This is a genomic window from Rhodothermus profundi, assembly GCF_900142415.1.
GTDB lineage: Bacteria > Bacteroidota > Rhodothermia > Rhodothermales > Rhodothermaceae > Rhodothermus > Rhodothermus profundi.
Window position 1 is genome coordinate 64,249 of record NZ_FRAU01000004.1, and the last position, 25,064, is coordinate 89,312.

At 58.6% G+C, this 25,064-nt stretch carries 22 protein-coding genes; 5 read left to right on the plus strand and 17 right to left on the minus strand.

The annotated features are described in order from the left end of the window. Positions 1–76: 76 nt before the first annotated feature. The 6 genes from BUA15_RS06820 to BUA15_RS06845 form a co-directional block, all read right to left on the minus strand. Entirely contained in the window at positions 77–2,008 is a 1,932-nt protein-coding gene (locus BUA15_RS06820) for a putative nucleotidyltransferase substrate binding domain-containing protein (protein ID WP_072715242.1), read from the minus strand. 8 nt (positions 2,009–2,016) lie between these two features. Beyond that, positions 2,017–3,828, minus strand: coding sequence for an aminodeoxychorismate synthase component I (gene pabB, locus BUA15_RS06825; protein WP_245771957.1), 1,812 nt, complete (start codon positions 3,826–3,828; stop codon positions 2,017–2,019). Between the two features lie 180 nt (positions 3,829–4,008). Further along, on the minus strand, positions 4,009–5,487 hold the full coding sequence (locus tag BUA15_RS06830; RefSeq protein ID WP_072715243.1) for a PH domain-containing protein: 1,479 nt from the start codon (positions 5,485–5,487) through the stop codon (positions 4,009–4,011). Next, positions 5,487–5,954 carry a PH domain-containing protein gene (locus BUA15_RS06835; protein WP_072715244.1) on the minus strand — a complete coding sequence of 156 codons (468 nt, stop codon included), beginning with the start codon at positions 5,952–5,954 and terminating at the stop codon, positions 5,487–5,489. Before BUA15_RS06835 ends, BUA15_RS06830 begins: the two co-directional genes overlap by 1 nt. A 67-nt stretch (positions 5,955–6,021) precedes the next feature. After that, complete coding sequence (locus tag BUA15_RS06840) at positions 6,022–6,465, minus strand: hypothetical protein (protein ID WP_072715245.1); 444 nt, start codon at positions 6,463–6,465, stop codon at positions 6,022–6,024. A gap of 7 nt (positions 6,466–6,472) precedes the next feature. Further along, positions 6,473–6,808, minus strand: a complete 336-nt coding sequence (locus BUA15_RS06845) for a PAS domain-containing protein (protein WP_072715246.1) — start codon at positions 6,806–6,808, stop codon at positions 6,473–6,475. A 229-nt stretch (positions 6,809–7,037) separates the two neighbouring features. Here BUA15_RS06845 and BUA15_RS06850 point away from each other — a divergent pair, with 229 nt between their 5' ends. Together BUA15_RS06850 and BUA15_RS06855 are read left to right on the plus strand one after the other, a co-directional pair. Then, positions 7,038–7,241, plus strand: a complete 204-nt coding sequence (locus BUA15_RS06850) for a hypothetical protein (protein WP_072715247.1) — start codon at positions 7,038–7,040, stop codon at positions 7,239–7,241. Positions 7,242–7,341: 100 nt separating this feature from the next. Next, positions 7,342–7,662, plus strand: coding sequence for a DUF4342 domain-containing protein (locus BUA15_RS06855; RefSeq protein ID WP_072715248.1), 321 nt, complete (start codon positions 7,342–7,344; stop codon positions 7,660–7,662). A gap of 66 nt (positions 7,663–7,728) precedes the next feature. On the opposite strand, the gene BUA15_RS06860 is transcribed toward BUA15_RS06855, so the two are convergent. Further along, positions 7,729–8,418 carry a TorF family putative porin gene (locus BUA15_RS06860; RefSeq protein WP_072715249.1) on the minus strand — a complete coding sequence of 230 codons (690 nt, stop codon included), beginning with the start codon at positions 8,416–8,418 and terminating at the stop codon, positions 7,729–7,731. A gap of 110 nt (positions 8,419–8,528) precedes the next feature. Between BUA15_RS06860 and BUA15_RS06865 the strand changes: the two genes are divergently transcribed. Together BUA15_RS06865 and BUA15_RS06870 are read left to right on the plus strand one after the other, a co-directional pair. After that, complete coding sequence (locus tag BUA15_RS06865; protein WP_072715250.1) at positions 8,529–9,527, plus strand: threo-3-hydroxy-L-aspartate ammonia-lyase; 999 nt, start codon at positions 8,529–8,531, stop codon at positions 9,525–9,527. Beyond that, complete coding sequence (locus BUA15_RS06870; protein ID WP_245771958.1) at positions 9,524–10,321, plus strand: TIGR02757 family protein; 798 nt, start codon at positions 9,524–9,526, stop codon at positions 10,319–10,321. Before BUA15_RS06865 ends, BUA15_RS06870 begins: the two co-directional genes overlap by 4 nt. Here BUA15_RS06870 and BUA15_RS06875 read toward each other — a convergent pair. Genes BUA15_RS06875 through hrcA form a run of 4 tightly spaced genes read right to left on the minus strand, consistent with a single transcriptional unit; the run spans position 10,246 to position 13,744 of the window. Then, on the minus strand, positions 10,246–10,791 hold the full coding sequence (locus tag BUA15_RS06875; RefSeq protein WP_072715252.1) for a flavin reductase family protein: 546 nt from the start codon (positions 10,789–10,791) through the stop codon (positions 10,246–10,248). The two genes, BUA15_RS06870 and BUA15_RS06875, sit on opposite strands and share 76 nt — an antisense overlap. 19 nt (positions 10,792–10,810) lie before the next feature. Continuing rightward, positions 10,811–11,968 carry a molecular chaperone DnaJ gene (dnaJ, locus tag BUA15_RS06880; protein WP_072715253.1) on the minus strand — a complete coding sequence of 386 codons (1,158 nt, stop codon included), beginning with the start codon at positions 11,966–11,968 and terminating at the stop codon, positions 10,811–10,813. A gap of 11 nt (positions 11,969–11,979) precedes the next feature. Then, positions 11,980–12,603, minus strand: a complete 624-nt coding sequence (locus tag BUA15_RS06885; RefSeq protein WP_245771959.1) for a nucleotide exchange factor GrpE — start codon at positions 12,601–12,603, stop codon at positions 11,980–11,982. Between the two features lie 19 nt (positions 12,604–12,622). Further along, positions 12,623–13,744, minus strand: coding sequence for a heat-inducible transcriptional repressor HrcA (hrcA, locus tag BUA15_RS06890; RefSeq protein ID WP_072715254.1), 1,122 nt, complete (start codon positions 13,742–13,744; stop codon positions 12,623–12,625). A gap of 194 nt (positions 13,745–13,938) precedes the next feature. On the opposite strand from hrcA, the gene sppA reads away from it, so the two are divergent. Beyond that, a complete protein-coding gene (gene sppA, locus BUA15_RS06895; protein ID WP_072715255.1) occupies positions 13,939–15,753 on the plus strand; it encodes a signal peptide peptidase SppA in 1,815 nt (604 codons plus the stop codon). A 52-nt stretch (positions 15,754–15,805) separates the two neighbouring features. On the opposite strand, the gene BUA15_RS06900 is transcribed toward sppA, so the two are convergent. The 6 genes from BUA15_RS06900 to BUA15_RS06925 form a co-directional block, all read right to left on the minus strand. Then, a complete protein-coding gene (locus tag BUA15_RS06900) occupies positions 15,806–17,239 on the minus strand; it encodes a Glu/Leu/Phe/Val family dehydrogenase (protein WP_072715256.1) in 1,434 nt (477 codons plus the stop codon). 153 nt (positions 17,240–17,392) lie between these two features. Then, positions 17,393–17,950 carry a peroxidase-related enzyme gene (locus tag BUA15_RS06905; RefSeq protein ID WP_072715257.1) on the minus strand — a complete coding sequence of 186 codons (558 nt, stop codon included), beginning with the start codon at positions 17,948–17,950 and terminating at the stop codon, positions 17,393–17,395. A 194-nt stretch (positions 17,951–18,144) separates the two neighbouring features. Then, positions 18,145–21,807 carry a multifunctional oxoglutarate decarboxylase/oxoglutarate dehydrogenase thiamine pyrophosphate-binding subunit/dihydrolipoyllysine-residue succinyltransferase subunit gene (locus BUA15_RS06910; RefSeq protein WP_072715258.1) on the minus strand — a complete coding sequence of 1,221 codons (3,663 nt, stop codon included), beginning with the start codon at positions 21,805–21,807 and terminating at the stop codon, positions 18,145–18,147. 84 nt (positions 21,808–21,891) lie between these two features. Further along, a complete protein-coding gene (locus tag BUA15_RS06915) occupies positions 21,892–23,214 on the minus strand; it encodes a GWxTD domain-containing protein (protein WP_072715259.1) in 1,323 nt (440 codons plus the stop codon). A 186-nt stretch (positions 23,215–23,400) separates the two neighbouring features. Further along, positions 23,401–24,363: a signal recognition particle-docking protein FtsY gene (ftsY, locus tag BUA15_RS06920; RefSeq protein WP_072715260.1), complete on the minus strand. Its 963-nt coding sequence runs from the start codon at positions 24,361–24,363 to the stop codon at positions 23,401–23,403. Positions 24,364–24,385: 22 nt separating this feature from the next. After that, positions 24,386–25,006: a CDP-alcohol phosphatidyltransferase family protein gene (locus BUA15_RS06925; RefSeq protein WP_072715261.1), complete on the minus strand. Its 621-nt coding sequence runs from the start codon at positions 25,004–25,006 to the stop codon at positions 24,386–24,388. Between the last annotated feature and the right edge of the window lie 58 nt (positions 25,007–25,064).

Below are 25,064 nucleotides of genomic sequence, written 5' to 3' on the forward strand. Positions count from 1 at the left end.
CCGCGTTATGTCCTCTGCTGAGCAATCAAACCACGACGGCGCCAATAACCGGTTTTGCGGACAAAAAATCAAGCGCTCACAGGCGCATCATATGTGCCCCGTAGCGCATAGCCAGTGCTTCCTGCGCTTCCTGAATCATAGCGAACACAATTTTGAGCACCTTGCGCTGCACGGCGTTGAGTTGCTCCGGTGCGATATGATTGTCGGGCATCTGTCCTTCCTCAATCTGGCGGATCTGATGATCCAGACGCAGTTCTGTCAAGAAACGATAGGCTTCCTGCAGGTTCTGGCAGGTCTGCCGCACTTCAGGTATTCGGTCGGCAGCCGCCTGCAGCCGATCAAGCGTCCCGGTTGTGCGCAGGAAGCCGGCCTCTAAAGCCAGAATGCGAGCCAGATCGGTGATCGGCATCAGCCCGCGCAGTTTGATGTCAAAACCCGGACGTTGCTCGCCGGAACGGTCCAGCACGAACCTTCGGAAAAAGGAAAGGGGAGGGCGATTCCGTAGCGCATTGCGCATCATGAACGCCAGAAACCCTCGCTCCACCTGCAGGGCTTGCTGGAGATCCTCTTTAAGCTGCTCGACCAGTTCACCGGCCCCATAGAGGGCGCGCAAATCGAAAAAGATGGAAGCGTGCAACAGCGCTTTCTCGTCCGGCTCAAAGATCCAGCGCCGAAACGTACGCTTCCATCCGCTCAGTGCCTGTCGCCAGCGAGGGTTGGCCGCCATCATATCGGCCGGACATCGCGGGAATCCTACCTGCTCCAACGCGCTATTGGCGCGCTGCGCCAGTTCTCCCAACCATTGCTCTGCCCGGCGGGCTCGCCTTTCCTCGCAGGGATCGGCATACATGAGGGCATTATCCTGATCGGTCTTGAAGCTCATCTCCCGACGCCCCTCGCTGCCCAGCGCCATCCAGACCCACGGAAGGTCCGGAATCTGATCAGGCTGCTCTTCCCGAAGTTTGGCCTCTACAAGCTCCAGCGCACGGATCACCACCCGGTCATTCAGCTCCGTGCTGATGCGCAGCAGACCAATGGCTGGCATGCCCTGCTGCCGCAGTTGACGCAGCAATACGAACGCTTCCCTGCGCAACGCAGCCAGCGCCTCCAATGTATCGGCCTGTTCGATGCGTTTAATCGTGGCCACGGGATCATGCCCGCGCGCATGGGCAATATCCTGGCCGGAAACGACCCCAACCACCGGGCTGGCTGCCGTGCCATCTTCGGTAAGTACAAGATGGTGCAGCCCATGACGCGCCATCAGTACCAGCCCTTCCAGGAGCGGCGCATCGGCGGCTATCGTGATCGGCGGTGCACTCATTAAAGCCTGCACTGGCATGTCGGGCAGCCGTCCTTCCGCCACCACCTTATCGCGCAGGTCGCTATTGGTCAGAATGCCTACGGGGCATCGATTGTTGTCCATTACGAGAATGGACCCCACCCGCTCATCCCGCATGATCTGGGCGCCAATCTGCACCGGCGTTTCAGGAGCACACCCGACCGGCGGTCGGCGCACCAGCATCCGGAGCGGTGTGTTGAGCAAAAGCTGCGCGCCTACTGCATCGACATGCGCTCGGTGCAGGCGCGACATGAACGCCGCCAGGTCGCTCTCAAAAAAAGCGGCAAACGCCTGATTGGATCGATACACCCGGAAAAAGGCAGACTCTGGAATCAGCACGCACTGCGTGGGTTCAATAGCCCGCGCCTCATAGGGAAACGGCCCTTCCCGGAGTAATGCGTAATGGCCGAATACGTCCCCTTCTTCGCAACGATCGATTAGTTGGCCCCTTTCGTCTGTTAGTTGCACCGCACCGGCTACCACCAGGTACAAATAGCGAGGATGGGCCGGCACGACCCCCTGCGCCAGAATTTCCATGCCCGGCTCGTAGAAAGCCAACAACGCCTCTTCAAAGAGCTGTCGTCGCTCCGCCCCGGAGAGCACATTAAACGGGGGCGTTTCGTCCAGCAGCGTCTCCAGATGCTCCAGACTAACTGTTTCGCCGGCCATGGAACCTTCTACATGAGGGAAAGCACCGGTTCGGGCACCTCCAGAGTGGCTGCCTGCCACCCGCGCACGGCATTACACACGTAGAGCGCCTCGGCGCGGCGCAGGTCAGCCAGCGTCAACACCCGCTCTGCTACATCCTTGCGGGTGCGCAGCACGTACTGCCGGTAAACGCCAGGCAGCAGACCACACGAAACCGGCGGCGTGTAGAGCCGTCCCCCTATCTGCACAAACAGGTTGGTACGCGAGCCTTCACAGACTTCACCGCGCGTGTTCAAAAACAGCACCTCATCGTAGCCCGCTGCGCGCGCCTGCAGATACGCTGCTTCGTAATGAGCCCGACGGGTTGTCTTATGATAGCGCAGCGGATCGGAAGGATCCAACCGCTCATGTGCTATGCAGAGTCGCCAGGGACGATCCGGCGCTGGCTCCAGCTCGGCGCTGGTCAACGTTATCCGTCCCGTTACGTCCAGCGTCAAACGCAAACGCCATATCTTTTCGGAAGGCAGGGCCTGCTGCACCTGGGCCAGTTGTGCCCGCAACTGCGCTTCATCCAGGGCAAAGCCAAAGTGCGCAGCAGACCGCCGCAGTCGCTCCAGATGCATTTCCAGCAGCGGAATGCGTCCCTGCTCGCAGCGCATGGTTTCAATGAGCGCAAACGGCTCAGCCGCTGCTCGCAGAAACTGCCCTTTCAACCAGCATTCTTCGTACTCTGCCTCTGGATCTGAATCCCATACAATGCCACTGCCCACGCCCATGCGTCCTTCTTCCCCCGTTAGCTCCAGCGTGCGAATGGCCACGTTAAAGACAGCCTCGCCGCCCGGTGCCGCATAACCGATGGCCCCACAATAGACGCCACGCGGTGCGGGCTCCAGGCGCGTAATGTGTTGCATCGCACGCGGCTTGGGCGCTCCCGTCACCGACCCTGACGGAAACAAGGCGCGGAACAGGTCGGCGTACGAAACCGTCGGCCGCAACTGGCCTTCCACCGTCGAGGTCATCTGCCAGACGGTCGGATAAGCCTCCACGCGAAACAGGTCGGACACTACCACCGACCCAGGCTCGCAGCAGACCGACAGGTCGTTGCGCAATAGATCAACGATCATCAAGTTTTCGGCCCGATTCTTTTCGTCGGTGCGCAATGCTTCAGCCAACCGTGCATCTTCTTCCGGAAGTGCGGATCGCCGCGCCGTCCCCTTCATAGGCCGCGTGTAGATCCGCAATCCTTCCCGCCGAAAAAATAGCTCAGGTGAGAGGCTCAGTACCAGGCGTTCGCCCGTGTTGATAAACGCAGCATACGCTACCGGCTGCTGCCGCCGCAACGCCAGATAAAAGGCCAGCGGATCGCCTTCCAGGCGAAAACGCAGCGGCATTGTAAAATTGATCTGGTAGACCTCGCCTTCGCGGATTAATCTCCGAATATGCTGCACCCGTTCGCGATATGCTTCCCGCGAAAGCGCCAGGTGCAGATCTTGCAGTGCATAGGATCCTACCTCTCCTGCTACCACCGCCGTGCTGGCCGGCGGAAGCACATGTGGCATTTCATAGACGCCAAACCAGGCAAGCGGTCCTGCCTCGTCTGGTACCTGCAGCGGCACCGGCGCGAGGGCATACCCTGCCTCGTAGCTTATGTAGCCAGCCACATAGTAGCCAGCCGCTACCGCTCCATCCAGCGCACGCAACAGCGGCAAAACCTGCTCCGGCGTATCTGCCTGCAATACCCGGACTGGCCGCACAAATAACAAGCTCCGCCGGTTTTCGTCGTCGGGCAGCGCCGTGTCCAGCCATACCGTACCTGGCAACGACAGGGGATGCATATGCATATTTTTTGCTTTGATGAATTTGTACGCAGCACCTTCTGTTTTGCCCCCGCTTAGCTTTCTTTCGCTGGAAGAAAAGCCGTAGCGTTTCTCGGCGCCCATCAACCCGACCATTCGGGACTGGCTGCGCCGCTCCTCTGCCCCCCCGAAAAATGCCTTTCTGAACGTGCCCGCAGCAAGCCTCTACAACGCCGAAGGTTGCGTTCGGCAATGCGCCTGGAAGCGCTCATAGATAAGCTGTAACAGCTCGGTGGCTGTAGCCTCGGGCAAATCACGAAGTTGTGGACCGCCTATAGCTGGCGCTCCAGCCATATCAATCTGTAAACTGGCCAATCCCCACCGACGCTGAAACAACGAGCGCGTCAGCGAAAAGACCTGCATTTTCTGGTAGGGCAGACACCAGATGCGGTGTCGGAAAACGCCCTGCCGCACGAACAAGTATGCGCCCTGCAGGGCATATCCATGGCGGCGATACTGCAACCAGGCCATCAGTGGAGCCCCCACGGGCAATCCGATCAGCAGCCAGCGCACTTCCGGCCAGATCCACCCTATCCCCAGCAGCAGCCCGGTCCCGACCAACAGATAGCGCACCGCGACGCGCTGGATCATGCGGGGCGAGACCCGATGCCACGCCGAGGGCAAATGCAGCGGCCACACATGCGCCGCGATTTGCTGAATGGTGTCCGCGCGTCCAAAAGGCACCAGCGTCTGCATTTTTTGGGCTTCACGGTCCAGCCCCATCAACTGAGCTTCCAGCACGTACCACCCGAAGCGCTGCATAAGCGGATTGGTTCGGATGACCAGCGCCTGAATCCGACGCTTGGGCACGACGCTCTCCGCTACCGTAAACAGGCCACTGCGTCGGTAAAACCGCTCACCTTCTTTCCATAGTTGAAAGCCATAAAAGCGAACCACGTGCACCACGATTCCCGCTCCCCATCCTAAAAGGGCTGCCAGCAGCAGGGTAGCGGCAGCGGCCAGTAGCGGCGTTTGCTCAAACGCTTCTTGCACCCAGTGAAGCTGCCCGCGTACGATCCAGTCGATCAGCTCTTCAGGCGTCAACTTCAGGTACTCCATGACGGAAAACATACCGGCCAGATATACCAGCGAAAAACGAAAGGCGCCGGAGTGAAGTAGCTGGCCGAGCGTCATGGAAAAAAGCAGCGCGCGCGTTGGCTCCAGTTCCTGTTCAGCTATCGCTCCCCTTCGGAAAGCATGCACCTGCTCCTTGAGGCGTTGCGCTTCCGGCAGGCTGACAAAGGCAATCTCTCCCTCGGTTTCCGTGCTACCGGCCGTTTCAATGCGCACCCGGGCCAGTCCCAGCATGCGGGCAAGCAGCGTGCGTTCGATTTGTACATTTTGAATTCGATCAATCGGAATGCTTCGCCGGCGGTGCGTCAGCACTCCACTTTCAATAATCAGCTCGCGCGGCGTAAGGGCATACCGAAAGCGAAGATAGTGCGCTAGAATCAGAGGAAGGGCCAGCAGACCATACAGCATCATCATAAAAAGCGTCCAGCGGTCCACCGTCTGCCCCTGAAGCGCTGGAAACAGCAATACAAGGAAGGCCGGCAGGCTCATTAACAAGCGCACCAGGAGCGTCAGCGGGTGAAGCCGGCGAAACTGCGGCGTTTCGATGGATGCCTCAGACGGGCGCTCCATTAGAGAGTCTCCTCCAGCAAATATCGCTTGATCTCATCCCGCAACGCCTCAGCCTGCTCCAGGCGCAGGCCGGGCAACACAACGGCACCATGCCGCGTGCCTGCCGTATGCAACACGACGCGCGCCAGCCCAAATTCTCGTTCGATCAGATCCTGGGCAATGTCTAGATGTTGCACGCGTCGCAGCGGCACAATTGTCCGCACCCGCACCAGCACCCCGCGTTCCAGCACAAGCTCCTCTGGCTTCAACGCATATCGCCAGTACCGGTAGCGCAGCGCTGGCAGCCACCAGCTCAGCCCGCCCCCAACCAGAAGAACCAGGAGTACCCAGAAGCCCGGGGGAGTTCCTCGCTCTGGCTCGAACAGATGCGTTAGCTCATAAAAAAGCGCAAGCAGCAGCCCGGCCAGGGTCCAGAGCATCCATTTAATACGCCAGACGGTACAAACGGCTGGATCCAGCGATTTCATTGGTTTGGAGCCGGGCTGTTGCACAGGGATGTGCGGTGGTATTCTTCAGAAAAGGAGGAGGTTTCCTTTAGGAGTCCGGTACCACATGCCGCACTCGATAGATGCCGTCTGGCACGTAGCGATCCACAGAAATCCAGTAAGCGCGTTCTGTTGCCAGAATAAGGTGCAGGGAAAGCGGTCGCTCTCCGGGACGCCAGCGCACCAGGCGCAAGCGATCGCCTATCGCAAATCCTTCTTTGTCCGGTGTCATGGGATCATCCGCCCAGAGCGTCAGCACCGCATTATGTCCTTCCCAGCGGACTTTTCCAGCGCAGCGCCCCTCCGGCGTGTAGGCGAGCAAAAAGTCGCCCGGCCGAATATCAAGTCCCTGAAACGCTTCGGCCGGAAGTAACAGGGTAGCATTCTGGCCTGTGCGCGAGGCGCAGGAGACTGGCTGCGCCCGTCCCATGCCCGCCCCCAGCACGCCCAGAGTACTCACCAGGGCCCATACATACCCCAGACTGCACCGCATGGCTACTTTAACCGGCTACATTCATCTGGTTTAACGACAAACGGATAAATCCGCCGGGTTGTCGCTTGGCGGTCATCTGGATCCAACGCCACGTACCGGACCCACTACGCACGCGCACCCGCCATCCTTCCGGCTTTTCCTGGCCGCGTTGCATGCTTCGCACACGCTGCACGACCTGTTGGCGGTCGTTGGGATGAATTAACTCCCACCAGGGATGCCCGAGTAGCCGATGGCGTCCAGCGCGCAGCCACCCCATATGGCCAGGACTTACCGAGCGAATAACGCCCTCACGGTCCACCACGAGTGAGACCGGCTCCGAGCACAGGGCAGAGAGTGGTCGCATAAAATTACGCTGGTTGATTTGAAGACTGCGGTGTCTTTAATTTATGCTGCGGTTTTGATGTTGTAGTACTTCCAAAGCACGCGAAGTAGTGTAGCGAAGAGCCCTTTCCGCCAGCCAACTTTTGGCGCAATCTGTTAGCAAAAAAAGGCGCAATCCTCGACCCGAGCTTAACTCGGCGCGGTTTCGGTCGATTCCCCCCGTAGGCCGACCACTGTCCGGATGTATTGCCATGAAAGAGGTGCCTGATCGTCCGATGTCATTTACGTTTGATCCCGAAGCCGTTGCCGAGCTGCCGCCGGTACTTCAGCGCTACATCCTGGCGTTGTATCATCGGGTATGGGCGGCTTATCGTAAGGTGGGCTGTCCTTTTGGCGAAACAGACGCAGCGATGCTGCTCTGGTTTGAATTTCGCCTGCATACCACCATTAACTGAGACGTTGCAAATCTTTTCCGGTTGTCCTGCAACCGAAGGTGCGTCCTTGCCGTAAGGATCGACGAACGCCGTTTCACTTCGTCGATCTCAGGGAGGAGCCATGACGGATCCCAGGCACCACTTTGAAACCTTCAAAGTTCGGGGCGGCCAACTGCTGGATCGCATTCGGGAAATTATTGAAGAAGGAAACGCTCGGCGGGTAATTCTGAAGAAAGATAATCGCGTCTTACTCGAGTTTCCGCTTTCTGTTGGCGTAGGCGGCGCTGCAGCGGCGGTGCTGTTTGCCCCAACGCTGGCTGCTGTTGGCGCGATTGCCGCCCTGGTGAGTGACGTAGACGTGATCATTGAGCGTCGCCCCGCGCCTCCGCAAGAGCTTCCGCCAGCCGAGCAACAGCCCCCGAACGGCGACGCAAACGCCTGAACCACAAAGGGGCGTCCCGGTAGTCATGCACCGGGACGCCCCTTGCACTTCCCCCCGCAGCACAACTCAGAGACTGAACCCAAACACCAGGTACGAGCGCTCCACGCGCGGATTAGGATTCAGAATGTAGTGCACAAACACAGGCAGGCTGAACGCTTCGGTAATCTGGATGGTGCGCGAAGCAGCAAGTCCTAGATTAACCAGCGTTACATCGCCCGTGTTGTAGAGCGCACTCTGCCCCGCTACTACCCCCACAGTCAACCGCATTTCCACGTCGCCTACCGTAAACGGATACTGTCCCTCCAGGTAAATCGTATTGTCTGGGTCGTTGTAGGCAAAAATGCTGGCGTGCAGGGTAAAAGGAGCTGTCTCGGGACCTCTGATCTGGATAAATGGCTCCAGATAATGCGCGCCCTGACCATCATCGTCAAAGTCGAAAAACTTCGCCCCATTCGGCGCTGGGAAGTAATAATCGGTTACCCCCACCGACAGGGCCCCCAGATCAAGACTGAGATACAGGTCGTGCTCGTTGGCCCCGGCTCCAGAGGCTGTAAGCGCATAGGAGGCCCACGTGCCTACGGTCAACGCGCCCACGGAGAGGCTCAAACCGGGCTGCACGCTCATGGATTCGCCAAAGTCCATTCCACGCCAGACATACCGGCTTACCACATCGGCTCCCAGATGAATCTCCTGAGCCTGGACCACAGAGACGAGCAAAAGGGTTTTAAACAGCAAGCAGAAATGTACCCTCCGCATAACACGACAAGTTTTATTAGTTGTTACACCTACCTTATACAACTTATTAAGGTAAACAAATACTATCAATATACTTTTTTATGAAAAAGCGCTTTCTATTATAAATATTTATGATTATCTCTCTTCCCACCTACACTGACGTCCAAGCCGCCGCCCGACGGCTGGAGGGCATCGCGCATCGCACGCCGGTGATGCGCAGCCGCACGCTGAACCGCCTGACGCAGGCCAGCTTGTTCTTCAAGTGTGAGAATTTTCAGCGAACAGGCTCCTTTAAATTCCGCGGAGCCTATAATGCAATGGCAACTCTGTCTGAAGCCGAACGCCGCCGGGGCGTGCTCACCTACTCCTCGGGCAATCATGCCCAGGCGTTAGCCCTGGCCGGACGCCTGCTGGGCGTACCGGTTACGGTGGTCATGCCGCAGAACGCGCCGGAGGTCAAACGCAGAGCTACCGCCAGCTATGGCGCCGAGCTGGTGTTTTACGATCCCGAGCAAACCACGCGCGAGGCGCTCGGCCAGCAACTGGCGGCTGAGCGAGGCCTGGCGATCATTCCTCCCTACGATCATCCGCACATCATAGCAGGCCAGGGCACAGCCGCTCGTGAACTACTGGAGGAGGTAGGACCGCTGGACGTGCTGCTGGTGCCCTGCGGGGGCGGTGGGTTGCTTTCCGGTTCAGCCCTCAGCGCTCGCGCACTGGCGCCCCGGTGCCGTGTCGTGGGGGTTGAGCCGGCGCAGGCCGACGATGCTACGCGTTCGTTCCGAACCGGCCGGCTGCACCGCGTGCACAATCCAGACACCATCGCCGACGGTGCCCGCACGCCTTCGCTGGGCCACCTCACGTTTCCGCTCGTGCGGCAGTATGTGGACGACATGGTAACCGTTTCGGAAAAGGCCATTCTGCAGGCCATGTACGTACTCTGGGAGCGGCTCAAGCTGGTGATCGAGCCAACCGGCGCCCTGCCCCTGGCCGCCCTCCTCGAAAATCGCGTCGCTGTTGCCGGACAGCGGGTCGGGCTCATTCTCAGCGGAGGAAACGTAGATTTACGTCGCGCGGCCGAGCTCTTTGCGCGTCTCGACCAACTCCCAGCGTTACCACCAAGCGTATGATGGAAATTGACCGCCAGATGCTGGATGCGCTGGTTAGCCGCTATGAACAACCGGATTTTATTGCCACCGATCCGATTGCCATTCCCCACGCCTTCGATGACCCGCGCGATCAGGAAGTAATCGGTTTGTATGCGGCGCTGCTGGCCTGGGGACGCCGCTCGCTCATTCTGCGCAAACTGGAGGAGCTGTGCGCGCGCATGGACTATCGCCCCTACCACTTTGTGCGCTTCTTTGCGCCGGAACGCGACGCAGACCGGCTGCGCACTTTTCGGCACCGGACCTTCCAACCGGAAGATGCTTTCTGGCTTACCCGCAACCTCCAGGTTCTGCTAACCCGGTATGAGACAATCGAACGCTTCGTGGCTGCCCATCTCTCCTCTGATGCCCCGGACATTGGTCCCGCTATCGAAGCCCTGAGCCGGGCGCTCTGCCTCCTACCGGAAACGCCTCAGCGCCTGCGCAAACATCTACCCCGCCCCTCTGCGGGTAGCGCCTGTAAACGACTGGCGCTTTACTTTCGCTGGATGGTACGTTCAGGCCCTGTCGATCTGGGACTGTGGCAAACGGTACGGCCCGCCCAACTGGTAATACCGCTGGACGTGCACGTGGGACGGCAGGCACGGGCCTGGGGGTTGCTGCGCCGCAACGCCAACGACTGGAAGGCTGTTCAAGAACTCACCGCGATCTGCCGACAGCTTTGCCCAGAGGATCCGGTGCGTTACGACTTTGCGCTTTTTGGCGCAGCGCTGCTTAACAGTAACGAGGGTACCAGCGTTTCACCGACCGCACGGTAGGTCCGATTGTAGTAAAGCAAAGGTGGCCCCTCCTCCCGCACCTCAATTTCCATCACCTCGCCCACAAAGATCGTGTGATCACCTGCCTCGAGCCTGCGATACGGTCGGCAGTGCAACACGGCCAGCACGCCTTCCAGCACAGGAGTGCCTTCGGCGTGCAGCTGATAAGCCAATCCCTCAAACTGCTCCTGCCCGCTCAAGCCGGGCTCAGCAAAGCGCTGGCTCAATGCCACTTGCTCGGCTCCCAGGATATGCACGGCAAAATAGCGAGCCTGCAGCAGCAGCGGATGCATGCGAGCCCGTCGAGCTACATTGAAAGAAATAAGCGGCGGCTCCAACGAGACGCTCGTAAAGGAGCCAATGGTGATGCCCCGCATTTCACCATCGGCAGCTGCTGTCACCACCGTAACCGGCGACGGCACCCGCCGCATTACCTGTCGCAGCACTTCTCCCAGGGCATGTGTGGTCATGCTATCCGGCAACGGCTCCTTAACGGAAAGCATCCTTGAAGCGACTGAAGAAAGACCGGCGACCCTCTTCCAGGCGTGGTTGGAACGAAGGGGAGGTGCGGAGGCGTTCCAGGATTTGCCGTTCTTCGTCCGTCAATTCTGTGGGCGTCCATACGTGGACCCGGATGAATTGATCGCCCCGTCCAGGCCCGTTCAGCTCGGGTAGTCCCCGTCCTCGCATGCGCAGTATTTTTCCAGACTGAATACCTGGATCAATCTGGAGCCGAGCGCGCCCACGTAGCGTAGGCACTTCGACTTCCGTGCCCAGCGCTGCCTCCGGAAAAGAGATGATCAAATCGTAGTAAATATCCAACCCCTCGCGCACGAAGTGTTCGTGCGGCAGCTCTTCGATTTCGACAATCAGGTCGCCAGGTGGTCCCCCCTTAACGCCTGCATGTCCGGCTCCCCGAATAGTCAGGTAATGGCCTTCAAGTGCTCCGGGCGGAATCGTTATGCGAATGATCTCCTCGGCCATGTGGCGTCCGCTTCCGCCACAATCCGGGCAACGGTTACGCAAAATTCGACCGGTACCTCCGCAGTGCGGACACGTCTGGATGTTGATAAACTGTCCAAAAATGGAGCGCGAAACCTGCCGCAGCTCGCCCGCTCCTCGGCAGGTAGGACAGGTGGTGTACCCTGCCGTGCCTCCTTCTGCACCGGTGCCCTTGCAACTCTTGCAGGGCACATATTTGCGAACGGTAACCTCTTTTTCGACGCCCTCCGCAATCTCCTCCAGGGTCAACTGGACTTTGACATGGATGTCGCCGCCGGCGCGACCGTGCGCTTCCCGACGCGCGCGCCGGCGTCCGCCCCCAAATACCTCTTCGAAGACGGAGCCCGAGGCCCCGAAAATGTCATGAAAGGCACTGAAGATATCATTTAAGTCCTCAAAAGGCCCTCCTTCGGGCATGCCATTGCCGCGCACGCCCGCATGCCCGTAGCGGTCATAGCGCCGCCGTTTTTCAGGGTCCGAAAGGACTTCGTACGCTTCAGCGATTTCCTTGAAACGGGCCTCTGCTTCCTTATCGTTGGGATTGCGGTCGGGGTGGTACTGCAGGGCGAGCTTACGATACGCGCGCTTGATCTCCTCCTGCGTGGCGTTCCGGTCCACCCCGAGCACTTCGTAATAGTCGCGCATAGACAACGGCCTCAGGCCTGGCTATCTCCGTTTGGCGGGGCAGCTACCACAACCCGGCTGTGCCGGAGGATGCGCTCACCCATACGGTACCCTTTCTGCATTTCCTGCAGCACCGTACCGGGCGTCACCCCTTCCGGCGCCGGTTGCTGCATCATGGCTTCGTGCACGGTTGGATCAAAGGGCTGCCCAACGGCCTCAATGGGTTGCACGCCCAGCCGGGCCAGTTCATCCAGAAACTTCTGATGCACCAGTTCAACGCCTTCACGCAATTTATGATAGGCAGCACCTGGATCTTGCTCTTCCGCCTGACGCGCAGCTTCCAGGGAGCGTTCCAGATCATCCAGCACTTCCAGGAGGGGACGGATTGCCAGCGCCTTACCCATTTCCAGCAGTTGCCGCTTTTCCTGCTCAACGCGCCGGCGATAGTTTTGCAATTCGGCCGCTGTGCGCAGGAACTTATCCTGCACCTGCGCCAACTCTGCCTCCAGTTGTTCAATGCGAGCCACCAGGTCATTCTCCTCCAGCGACATCTCCGAAGCGGCAGTTTCCGCTTCGGGCGTCGCCGGTGCATTTTCCGTTTCGTTTACCTGTTCCGCATCGGCTGCGGGTTTCATTTCCTCCGACATGTGCGTCATGGCTTCCCTGCGTTCCCCTTCAGTTTACCGTTTCATCGATAGGACGGCTCAGCAGCAAGGCCATCTCTTGCACCAGCGCCAGCACGCGCCGGTAATCCATACGGGTAGGCCCGATCACGCCGATGGTTCCCACGGCATCTCCCAGCCGATAACGGGCCGTAACAATCGAAAATCTTTCCACTTTTTCGTCGCAATTCTCGCGCCCAATCGAAACCTGGGCGCGGCCTACTTCAACGTCTTCAGGCCCTTCCGTTCCCTCCAATAGCCGCACCAGCTCCTCCTCATCTTCCAGGAGAAGAAACAGATTGCGCAATTCTTCCGGTTGCTGAAATTCGGGCTGGCCCATGATATACTGGGTGCCTCCAAAGCGCACGCGCCCTTCATTAGGCTCACTGAACAGCGTGGGCGCTTCATCCAGCACCAGTTGGACCAGGCCTGTACGGTCTTCTAGATCCCTCAGACGCCAGTGACAGCTCTGCCGGATTGCCGCCAGAGTCAATCCGGCCAGGCGCTCATTGAGCAACGCGACCACCAGCTCAAGATCTCGCCGGCTCAATCCCGAGGCCAGTTCCACAAGAATGGTGCGCACCAGACCGCCCCGCACGCTGAGCACGAACATAGCCCGCGTCGACGAAAGCGGCACCACTTCGAGTCGCTCAAGCACACCGGTCGAGAGCCGGGGCGTTAGCACTACGCCTAACAGGCGAGAAAGCTGTCCAAGCAACCGCGTACTTTCCCGCCACAGCTCTTCTGGATCGTTGCCGATCTCCCGCACCCTTTGCTGGAGCAACCGGCGCTCGTCCGGTGCCAGTTCGGGCACGTCCATCAATGCATCCACAAAGGTCCGGTAGCCCAGGTCCGTAGGTACCCGACCAGCCGACGTATAGGGATGGTCCAGGTAGCCCATCTCTTCCAGGTCACTCATCGTATTGCGAATGGAAGCCGGGCTCAGGCCGATCGAATACCGCCGGGCCAGAAAGTGCGAACCGACCGGACCTGCGGTGTCAATAAAGCTCTCAACTACCAACCGCAAAATTTGCCGCTCCCGCTCGTTCAGCGGCGCTGCCGGATCATCCTTCCGGGCCACCCGATAGGGTGGTTTCCGTCGCCGCACCTGTCCAGACCGCACCGGTACACGCATACGATGTTCCACGGAAGTTGATCGCTGATTCGACGTAAATGGCCGTATTTCCAACCGCCTTTTAGCAAAGGCGGTTTCCCACGTCTTCTTTCTGCGTGCTCTTCCAACTATTCCGTAACTTCTCGATCTTGTCTGTCGTAAGGATAGCCATCGTATCTTCAGGTTGCACTGCAACCAACAGTCCAAAATCTGCCATGCGTTTTCTTTCCACGCTGCTGGCCAGCATACTCGGTACCCTAATTGCCATTGGATTGCTCTTTCTGTTCACGTTCCTGTTTCTGGCAGGGCTTGCTTCGCTTGTAGAGCAACCGCCGACGGTCCGGTCAGGCTCGGTACTGGTAATCAGGTTAAGCGGGTCGATCCCGGAAGTGGTCTCGCACGACCCCCTCAACCGTCTGCTTCTGGAAGAACCTCCCTACGGACTCCGTGACCTGACCCACGCGCTGAAAAAAGCGGCTGCCGATCAACGCATCGAAGCGGTCTGGCTTCGACTCCAGAGCCCACAGCTCTCCTGGGCCACGCTGGAAGAGATTCGCGCTGCCCTGGTCGATTTCAAGTCCAGCGGCAAGCTGCTGATTGCCTCGTGCGAAGACTTTGGCATGGACGAGGCAACCTACTTCCTTGCCAGCGCCGCCGACAGCGTGTTCGCCGGACCTGAATCATTTTTCGAATTCAATGGCTTTTATCTTACCGCCACTTTCTATAAGCGTTTGCTTGACTGGCTGGACGTCGAAGCGCAGGTTGTGCGCGCTGGCGCGTTCAAAAGCGCTGGCGAGCCGTTCGTTCGAGAGCATCTCTCTGAAGAAAACCGGCTGCAGTTGCAGGCCTTACTCAACACCTACAACCGTCGCTTTCTGGAAACCGTGGCCCAGGCCCGGGGGCTTTCCATAGAGGCGCTGGACCGCCTGGCGACGGAGCAGGTGTTGCTTACTGCCGAGGAAGCGGTGCAGGCCGGGTTGCTCGACGGGCTGCGCGACGCCGGACAGATCCAGCAGATGTTGAAAGCGCACCTGGGCTATGAACCAGACGAAACGCTGCGCCGCATCTCTTTGCGCCAGTACGTGCGCGTGCCCGATCGCGCGGCCGGATTACCTGTCGGTAACGAGGGCGAGATCGCCGTTATCTATGCGGTAGGCACCATCATTCCGGGCAAAAGCCAGCAGCAACCGGTTCCGCTTCCCCTGTTTGGCAATCAGCTTCTGGGGAGTGAAACGCTGATCGCAGCGCTGGAGGAGGCGCGCCAGAGCGATCGCGTAAAAGCTGTCGTGCTCCGCATCAACTCGCCCGGAGGCTCGGCGGCGGCTTCGGAGGCCATGTGGCAGGCAATCCGGCGCACTGCCGACGAAAAACCAGTTATTGTCTCTATGGGCGATGTGGCGGCTTCCGGTGGGTACTGGATCAGCACAGCCGCCGATACCATTGTTGCCGATCCGCTAACCATCACCGGCTCCATCGGCGTGATCGGCATCTTCTTCAATGCCGGTGGTCTCCTGGAAAACAAACTCGGCATTACGTTCGACCTGCTACGCACCAGTCCCTACGCCGATATGTTTTCAGGTCTGGTGCCCCCGGAACCTTATGAAGTGGAACGCCTGCAACAGACCATTATGGCTACCTACCGCGCCTTCCTTGATCGGGTAGCCCAGGCGCGCGGACTACCAGTCGATTCGGTCGATGCGGTGGGAGGCGGGCGCGTCTGGATTGGTGAGACCGCTCATCGTATCGGGCTGGTAGACGTGCTGGGTGGACTGGACCGGGCTATTGCCATTGCGGCAGAAAAGGCCGGGTTAGCACCAGGTACGTATCGCATCCGCGTGCTGCCGCGCCCCAAAACCTTTGCGGAGCAATTGGCCGAACAGTTGGAAGCCAGGGTTCGGCAGGCCTGGCTACACCTGACTGGATCCCCAACGACCCGCTGGCTGGCAGCGCACCGGCCTACCCTCGAAATGCTTCGGCAACTCCATGGCACCCCGCTGGCCCGCATGTGGCCTGATGTGTCCATCCGTTAAAAAATAAGGGCCGGAGGTTCCTCCGGCCCTTATTTGCACGCGCCCATCCCGATTACGGAAAGATGCCCAGTTCCAGGTATGACCGGGCTACCTTGTCAATGGCGTCGATAAAGGCAGCCGTGCGCAGGTCTACGCTATGCTTACGACGAATCGCCAGAATCTCCTGGTAGGCATTAATCATGGTTTCTTCCAGACCGGAATTGACCAGATCCTCCTCATCGGCGCCATGCGCCACTTCCTGCACAAGCTCCACAGGGACCCTTTTGCCGGTCAGATCCTCAATAACTTCCAGAATACGGCTGAACGTGCGCTCCTCAAAGCGTTTGCTCAGGCGCCCAAACCGTACGTGGTACAGATTGCGCAGCCATTCGAAATAGGAGACCGTTACGCCCCCTGCGTTCAGGTAAATATCCGGAATGATCAGGACGCCTTTCTTTAGCAGAATCTCCTCCGCTTCAATCGTAACCGGCCCGTTGGCTGCTTCCGCTATGATTTTAGCCTGAATGCGCGGGGCATTCTCTACAGTAATCTGATTTTCCAGGGCAGCCGGAACCAGAATATCGCAGGGAAGCTCCAGGGCATCCTGTGAGCGCTCAAGGTTCTTTGCCCCGGGAAAATTCAGGATCGAGCCGGTGCGCCGCCGATGCTCCATCACCGCCTCCAGATCAAGGCCGTCCGGATTGTAGATAGCCCCTTCGATTTCAGCCAGGCCCACCAGGACAGCCCCCCCTTCGGCAAGAAACTTGGCCGCATGGTAGCCGACATTTCCCAGTCCCTGCACAACCACACGCTTTCCGGAAAGCCCGGGCTGTAACCCCAGCGCTTCCATATCCTCTACCACACTACAGGCCTCCCGCACGCCAAAAAACACTCCTCGTCCTGTAGCTTCTTTACGGCCGCGCACGCCCCCCTGTCCCACCGGCTTACCGGTCACGCAGGCCAGCGCTTCCAGCGGATTCGAAGAGAAGGAATTGTAGGTATCCAGCATCCAGGCCATCTCGCGAGGACCCGTCCCGTAATCCGGCGCCGGGACATCTATCCCGGGACCAATGAAATTCTTGCGCAGCAGCTCGAACGTATACCGACGCGTGATGCGCTCCAGCTCGGTTTCACTGTACTTCCGCCGATCAATCTTAACCCCTCCCTTGGCCCCTCCAAACGGCACGTCTACAATGGCGCATTTGTACGTCATCAGAGCGGCCAGCGCCATCACCTCATCTTCCGTAACATTTTCTGCGTACCGGATGCCGCCCTTGGTAGGCAGTTTATGATGGCTGTGCTCGGCCCGATAAGCACGAATGACTTCGATGGACCCATCGTCCCGCTTGATGGGAAATTCCATCCGGTAAACGCTGTTGCAGGCTTTAATCTGATCCAGCAAGCCTTTGGGATGATCGGTATACGCGGCTGCCCGGTCGAACACGCGATTGACCTGCTCCCAGAAAGAATACGTCTGGGCTTCTGCCGTTGCGTCTGTCAGTTGCATGGCGGTTCTCATGCGTTTCATAAAGGGTTTCAGAATATAAAATGTGCTACCTCGGTTTAGAAAGCGCTTCCGAATAAAAATTCCACTGATTCACCAGAACCCCGGGCGGGGACTGGCTGTGGGTTTCCTCCGGCAGAGCCAGAGCGCTGCCCCTTAGTATCGATACCCTTGCACCTCTTCCGGCGCTGGTTGAACGCCCAGGCCCAGTGCAATGCGATTGACAAAGTTGAAGTATGCCACGATCAAGGTCAGGTCTAATAGATCTCGATCGGTCCATCCCAGAGCTCGCAGTCGCTGCAGATCGGCTTCTTCCACCCGATCAGGCGCGCGTGTTAGCTTGACCGCATGATCCAGCAGGGCACGGGTGCGTTCCGGCAATTCCAGCTTTCGATAATCCTCAACAGCCTGAGCGACACGCGCTGCATCCTTCCAGTAGGCCTTCAGCGCTTCGGCATGGTGCTGCACGCAATACGTGCATTGGTTGGCAGCCGATACCACAACAGCAATCAGTTCGCGCTCGGCCCTGGAAAGCCCTGAGCGGGCAAACATTACCTGCAGATACAGTTCAAGATGCGCCCGTAAGGCCCCCGGGTGAAGGCTATGCACGGCCAGAATATTTGAAATTTTACCCCGGCGCTGCCGGATTTCTTCGTAGTGTGCCTTCAGCTCGCCGGTAGCCGTTTCTTCAGGAATGATTTCAATCCAGGCCATTGACCTCCTATTCGACCGGCTGCATAGGATGATGCCTCTCCTGTGACGCCAGCTAGAGGTAGTCAGCAGTCCCTTCCTCTTCAGAAGCCGACCCGGCCTCTTCAGCGAACCTGGCGATCCTGGAGGCCGCGTCGCTGGAAGCGACGTTAGCTCTATTTACAACACGCCAACGCTTTCTGGCCACTGGCCGATTGTTAAAGCGTCAGCGCCTGCTGGATGATCATTTCCTGTTCTACCTGGTGTACCTTGGCGCTTCCCGTGGCGGGACTGGCGCTGGCAGGACGGCCGACGTAGCGTACGCGCCGGCGACAGTCGCCGTGCAGAGCTTCCAGCATGGCATCCAGCCGCGGTTGCATGTAGAACCAGGCGCCCATGTTAGCAGGTTCTTCCTGCACCCAGACCACATCCGTCACATTACGGTACCGCTCCAGTTCAGCCTGAATGGCAGCCCGGGGAAACGGGTAAAACTGCTCGACGCGCACCAGTCCGATCTGCCGGCGGCGGGTTTCATCCTTGAGTAGCACCGTCAGCAGATCGTAATAGATCTTACCACTGCAGAAGATGAGCCGGCGCGTCTCGGCCGGATCGGTTTCGGCCGGATAGACCTCGTAGAAGCGGCCGCTCCAGAGTTCTTCAGGAGTTGAAAGGGCTAGCGGATGCCGCAGCAGACTCTTTGGAGTCATAAGAATGAGCGGCTTTTTAACCGGCAGGCGCGCCTGTCGCCGCAGCACATGGAAGTAATTGGCCGGTGTGGTCAGGTTACCCACAATCATGTTTTGCTGCGCACAGAGCTGCAGGAAGCGTTCCAGGCGCGCCGATGAATGTTCGGGCCCCTGTCCTTCGTAGCCGTGCGGTAGCAGACAGACCAGGCCAGCCTGCTGCCCCCATTTTTCTTCGGCCGCTGAAATAAACTGGTCGAAGACGATCTGCGCCCCGTTTGCAAAGTCGCCGAACTGCGCCTCCCAGAGCACCAGCGTCTCAGGTGAAGCCACCGAGTAGCCATACTCAAAGCCGCATACGGCATATTCGGATAGCAGGCTGTCGTAGATCAGCAGCTCGGCCTGTCCGTCGCGGATATGGTTAAGCGGAATGTATTCTTCGCCCGTTTCCTGGTCATACAGCACGGCGTGTCGCTGACTGAACGTGCCGCGCCGGGAGTCCTGGCCACTCAAACGCACTGGCGTGCCTTCCAGGAGCAACGTTCCAAAGGCCAGTGCTTCTGCAAAGGCCCAGTCAATTTTCTTTTCTTTGAAGAAGAGGCTTTCGCGCCGCTTGAACTGCCGTTCCAGTTTGGGGTGCACATGAAAGTCCTGGGGCAAATTAACCAGCGCCTGCACCACAGCTTCCAGATCTTCCTGCCGCGCCGCGGTCTCTACAGCTGGAAGCGGGGTATCGTCCTCAGCTTTTTTGTGGAGCTGCTCGACGACTTCGCGTGGATCGCGTTCTTTCAGATGTTTGGTGCGCGCAAAAGCTTCTTGCAGCCGCGCCTGATAGTCGTCGAGCATTTGCTCTGCTTCTTCAGGCTTCATGTCGCCCCGGCGCAGCAGCATTTCGGTGTAGAGCTTTCGCACTGAGCGCTTTTGCGCGATTTTTTTGTAGAGCAGCGGCTGCGTATAGGTCGGTTCATCGGCCTCGTTGTGGCCGTGAACGCGGTAGCAGACCAGGTCGATCACCACGTCTTTGTTGAATACCTGCCGGTAGTCGAGCGCCAGCCGCGCCACGCGCACGCAGGCCTCTGGGTCGTCGCCGTTGACGTGGAAGATCGGCGCCTGAATCATACGGGCGATGTCGGTTGCATAGGTAGAGCTGCGCGCATCGGCCGGAGCGGTCGTAAAACCGATCTGGTTATTGACCACGATATGGATGGTCCCCCCTGTCTTGTAGCCTCGGAGCTGGCTCAAATTGAGCGTTTCCGCCACAACGCCCTGTCCGGCGAAAGCAGCGTCGCCATGAATGAGAATCGGGATGACGGCATCATAGTAATCGCCTCCCGGCGCATCGGCCCGTTGCCACCGAAGCTGATCCTGCTTGGCCCGCACCATGCCTTCCACCACCGGATCGACCGCTTCCAGATGGCTCGGATTAGAGGCCAGCGTAATCTTGACCTCATTGCCGCTGGGTGATCGGTGCACCCCTTTGGCGCCCAGGTGATACTTTACGTCGCCCGATCCCTGCGTCGTGTTCGGATCGATATTCCCTTCAAACTCAGAAAAGATCACCTCATAGGGTTTTCCGAGGATGTTGGCCAGGACGTTGAGCCGGCCGCGATGGGCCATGCCGATCACCACTTCTTCGACTTCCTGATCGGCAGCGTCCGAGAGAATTGCATCCAGAATAGGAATCAGCGACTCAGCTCCTTCCAGTGAAAAGCGTTTGTGGCCGATGTACTTGGTGTGCAGGAAGCGTTCGAAGGCTTCAGCCGCGTTGAGCTTTTGCAGGATGCGCCGGCGCATTTCGGGCGAGATGGGCTCGGCAGCGCGCACGGGTTCAATGCGCTCCTGGAGCCAGCGGCGTTCGGTCGGATCGGAGATATGCATGTATTCGATGCCGACCTTGCGCGTGTACGTCTGGCGCAGAATATCGAGAATTTCGCGCAGGGGGGCGATGTCTTTGCCGCCCAGCCCACCGGTGACGAATTCTCGATCCAGATCCCAGATCGTCAGTCCGTAGGTGGCCGGATCCAGCTCAGGGTGATATTTCCATTCGTAGCCAAGCGGATTGATATCAGCCTGCAGGTGGCCGCGCACCCGGTAGGCCCGGATGAGCTGCAGTACGGCCGCCTGCTTCTGAATCATGGTCAGCTCTTCGCCGTTTTCCAGCCCGCCCAGCAGGGGTGTCGTATCTTTGGTCAACCGGTAGGGCTGGTAGGGAACGCCCAGATCCGCAAAGACGCGCTCATAAAACGCATGCTGCCCCTGCAGCAATGCATCGATATAGGCCAGAAATGCTCCACTTTCGGCCCCTTGAATGACGCGATGGTCATACGTTGAGGTGATGGTCATGACCTGGGAAAGCCCCAGACGGCTGAGCATTTCGGAGGGCAGCGCTGCGTACTCCGGCGGATAGCCAATCGCCCCGACGCCCACGATCACGCCCTGGCCGGCCATCAGGCGCGGCACGCTCATCACGGTTCCAATCATGCCTGGATTCGTGATCGTAGCCGTCGTGCCCTGAAAGTCCGACACGTCGAGCCGCCCTTCCCGCGCCCGGGCTACAATATCATTGTAGGCTCCCAGGAACTGGGCAAAGTTCATACGATCGGCGTGCTTGATATTGGGCACCAGGAGCATGCGCTTGCCACGTCGCTCCAGGTCGATGGCTATGCCCAGGTTGATAGTCTTGGGCTGCACATGGATCGGCGTGCCATCTTCCCGGCGAAACGTAGCGTTCATGTTTGGAAATGCCTTGAGCGCCTGCACTACCGCCCAGGCAATGAGATGGGTAAAGGAAACTTTTTCGCCTCCGATATGCCGCTGATAATCATTGATGAGCGCCCGGTTTTCAGCCAGCAGCCGCACTGACACCGTCCGCACCGACGTAGCCGTCGGCACCTTCAGGCTGGCCTCCATGTTTTCCACAATCCGGGCGGCTGGTCCGCGCAACGGATGCTCCTCCACCTCTTCTGGCGGCAACTCCACCGCGGCTTCTTCCGGCGCAGCGCCATCCCCTCCGGGTTGCCCTACTGTTTCCGAAACGTCGCGGGGACCAGGGCCGGTCTCCCGTGCGGCAACAAACGATTCACTTGGTTTGTAATCGGCAAAAAATTCCCGCCAGCTCTCACTAACACTTTCTGGATTTTCCAGGTATTGGCGGTAGAGTTCTTCGACGTATCCGGTGTTAAAGCCCAGCGTGCTCACGGTCCTATCGAATGGATTGCTTTCTGAATCCGGCCACAGCCGGAGGTCGAACGATGCGTGGGCAAGAAGGATTCCAAAAAAGGCTTAGCGGATTCGGAAAGTGCCTTCCCAGACGGGTTCTAAGAGTTCATAGTCGCCGCGGCCGGTACGGTCAACAAAGATGAAGCGGCGGCCGAGCCGATGGTAGTACCAGATCTCAAACGGCTGCGCTCCCTGGCGGCGCTCAATAAAGTCCGGCTCGCCAAACAGCACCACGATGTGCCCCCGGTCTGTCTGCCAGCCTGGCCGGCGGCCGCTGAATTTTCGGTTAGCCAGCGCGACGCGGTAGTAGAAGGCTTCCATCTGCTCGTTGCGTGGGGTACCGGGCGTAGGATCCCGTTTTTTCCAGAAGGCCAGGAATCGCCGCCACCGCTCTTCTGGAGTCTTTCCGGCCCGGATGTATTCGATATCCTTTCGTTTGGCGATGTAGCGAAGCTGCTCAATGGCTTCATCCAGGTCTTGCACATGGGCCAGCAAGTCGCTCCAGACGGCCGTGAAGTGTTTCTCCACAGCGGCCAATTCGTTTCCTTCTGTGTCCAGCACGCGAACGCGTAGCAGGTATGGTCCGGCCTCCAGCTCTTCTGCCAGCGAAATGGTATGCACCTGGGCTGTTCGGCCAGCTGTCAGGCTCTTCCAGAAAGCGCGTCGATAGATTACCCGGTATGTTTCGCCGCGCCCAATGCCCAACAGCCGTCCTACCAGGGGCCAACCGCCCCGCTTTTCAGGGCGGACGAGCTCGTATACTAATTGCACCTGTTGAGGCCATCGCGCGGCCAGCTCGTAGAACAGTTGTAAGGTGGAGCGGCTGGTGGGCACTGTCGTTCCCACCTGGGGCTTCATAGTTTGCCGGGCCGAATCATACCGCTCCAGGAGCATCAGATCGCCCAGTGCGACAGGTCCATCCAGGCTACGCACCCGCGCTTCCAGCGTCCGGCTGATCAAGCGTCGCGTCGCTTGATCTTCGAGCTGCACCGTAAACTCGTACCGCCCGGGCGCCAAGTTAAATGTGTAGCGAGAAAGATCTTCTGCAACAGCGCTATGCGTTGCCTCAAAATCGGCCACCCTTACCTGCCGCTGCCAGCTTGCGCGCCGAATAAACCGTCGCTGATCTGCCCCTTCTAACCGATAGACTTCCACCAATAAACTGTAGGTTGCCTCAAATCCCTGGCTGACTTGCAAGAATTGCAACATTCGGAAAGGCACTGCTACGTACAGGTCTATCCGCGTCTGTCCTGGTGGAGCAGCAGCCGGCACATTAATTACCTGGAGATGAAAGGGCACCTCGGGTTGGGCATAAACCGGACCTACCAGCAAAATAGCTCCAATCAATAATTTCCATCGAATCCACTGCAGCGCCCTACAAACCATTCCCGAGGAAGATACTTCTTACAACGCGTTAGCCTGTGGTGTAGTAAACGATGCAATAATGTCTTCTATTGTTTCAATTATCGTCACCTAAGCGCTTTCCTCTAAAGAAAGTTGTCTCAACGGGCAGGAAGGGAGGGTCAACCGCAAAAAAGCGCCCCTGAACGGAAAAATAACGCAGTATTTTCTTTAAACCAGAGCCTCCCCAAACAGGGCTCTGACAAAAGCCCGCCGGTCAAAAATTTGCAGGTCATCAATTTTTTCGCCTACGCCGATGTATTTGACAGGAATCTGGAACTCATTGGAAATGCCGATTACTATTCCGCCTTTCGCCGTGCCGTCGAGCTTCGTCAGTACCAGTCCCGTAACTTCGACGCTTTTTGTAAACTCTTCCGCCTGACGAATTGCATTCTGCCCGGTAGAGGCATCCAGCACAAGCAGCACTTCATGGGGAGCTCCTGCTACCTGCCGCCCCATGACCCGCCGAATCTTGGCCAGTTCTTCCATGAGCCCTCCCTTGGTATGCAAGCGACCCGCCGTATCGATGATCACCACTTCAATGCCCCGGCTTTTAGCCGCCGCCAGCGTGTCAAAAGCCACAGCAGCAGGATCGGCGCCCGGATGTTGTTTAATGAGTGGCACACCTGCCCGTTCGGCCCAGATTTCAAGCTGCTCAATGGCCGCCGCTCGAAACGTGTCGGCGGCTCCCAGCAGCACACTTTTACCGGCTTCTCGGTAGCGATAGGCCAGCTTGCCAATGGTGGTTGTCTTTCCCACGCCATTAACGCCTACCACCATAATTACATAGGGCTTATGAGGAAGAGGGGCATCAAAACTGGCAGGCCGCTCCGGCGCATGATCCAACAGGAGCTGCGCGATTTCGTCGCGGATAATCGCATTGAGTTCCCTTGTCGAAACATACTTGTCACGGGCCACCCGCTCCTCAACGCGCCGGATGATTTCCAGTGTGGTCTTTACCCCCACATCACTGGTAATCAGCAACTCCTCAAGCTGATCCAGCACCTCATCGTCTACCCGATCCTTGCCACGGATCAGACGGTCGAGTTTGCTCAGCAGGCTCGTGCGTGTTTTTTCGAGCCCTTCTTCCAGACGCTCTTGATCTTTTTTCCGAAAGCGATCCCAGAATCCCATTGCTTACGACTTCGTTTTCCTGTCAGGTTGAAGACGTAACCGTCTGTCCGGAAAAGAGCGGAGGTTCAGGCTGCACGCGCCAGGCCCGCACAAAGCGTATTACGTAACGCAGAAACGAATAGCTTAGCAGCACGACGGAGACCCAGAGCAACCCTTGGAGGACTGGAGGGTCGGCCTCTAACAGCGCCGCCAGAATCGTCAGGGCCAGCACGGTCACTGCCACCTTCCCCGACCATAAACTCATGTACACGCGGCGCGTGCGATGGGCCAGCAGTGCCCCTCCCAGCACGATCAGGGCATCGCGCAACACCACAAACACAAAGAACCAGAGCGGAAGATCTCCCCGCACTACCAGCGCCATGGATACCAGCCCGGCTGTCACCTTGTCGGCCAACGGATCAAGCACCTTGCCCCAGTCTGAAACTGTATGCGACCATCGGGCTACCCGCCCATCGAACCAATCCGTTACGATGGCCAGCAGGGCCAGCGCCAGCACCCACCGCAACGGTCCGTGCGTGAGCACCAAGTAGGCCAGCGGAAAGGCCAGCACCAGCCGCAGCAGGCTCAATCCATTAGGAATGGTCCAGAATCGCCCCAGCGGCAACAACCGCCCATCCGGCCGTGTGGTGTCCTGCTCCGGCATTAAGCTTTTCCGACGTCTGTCAGGAGGATAGCGCCGGGAGCATACGCCTGAAGACGGC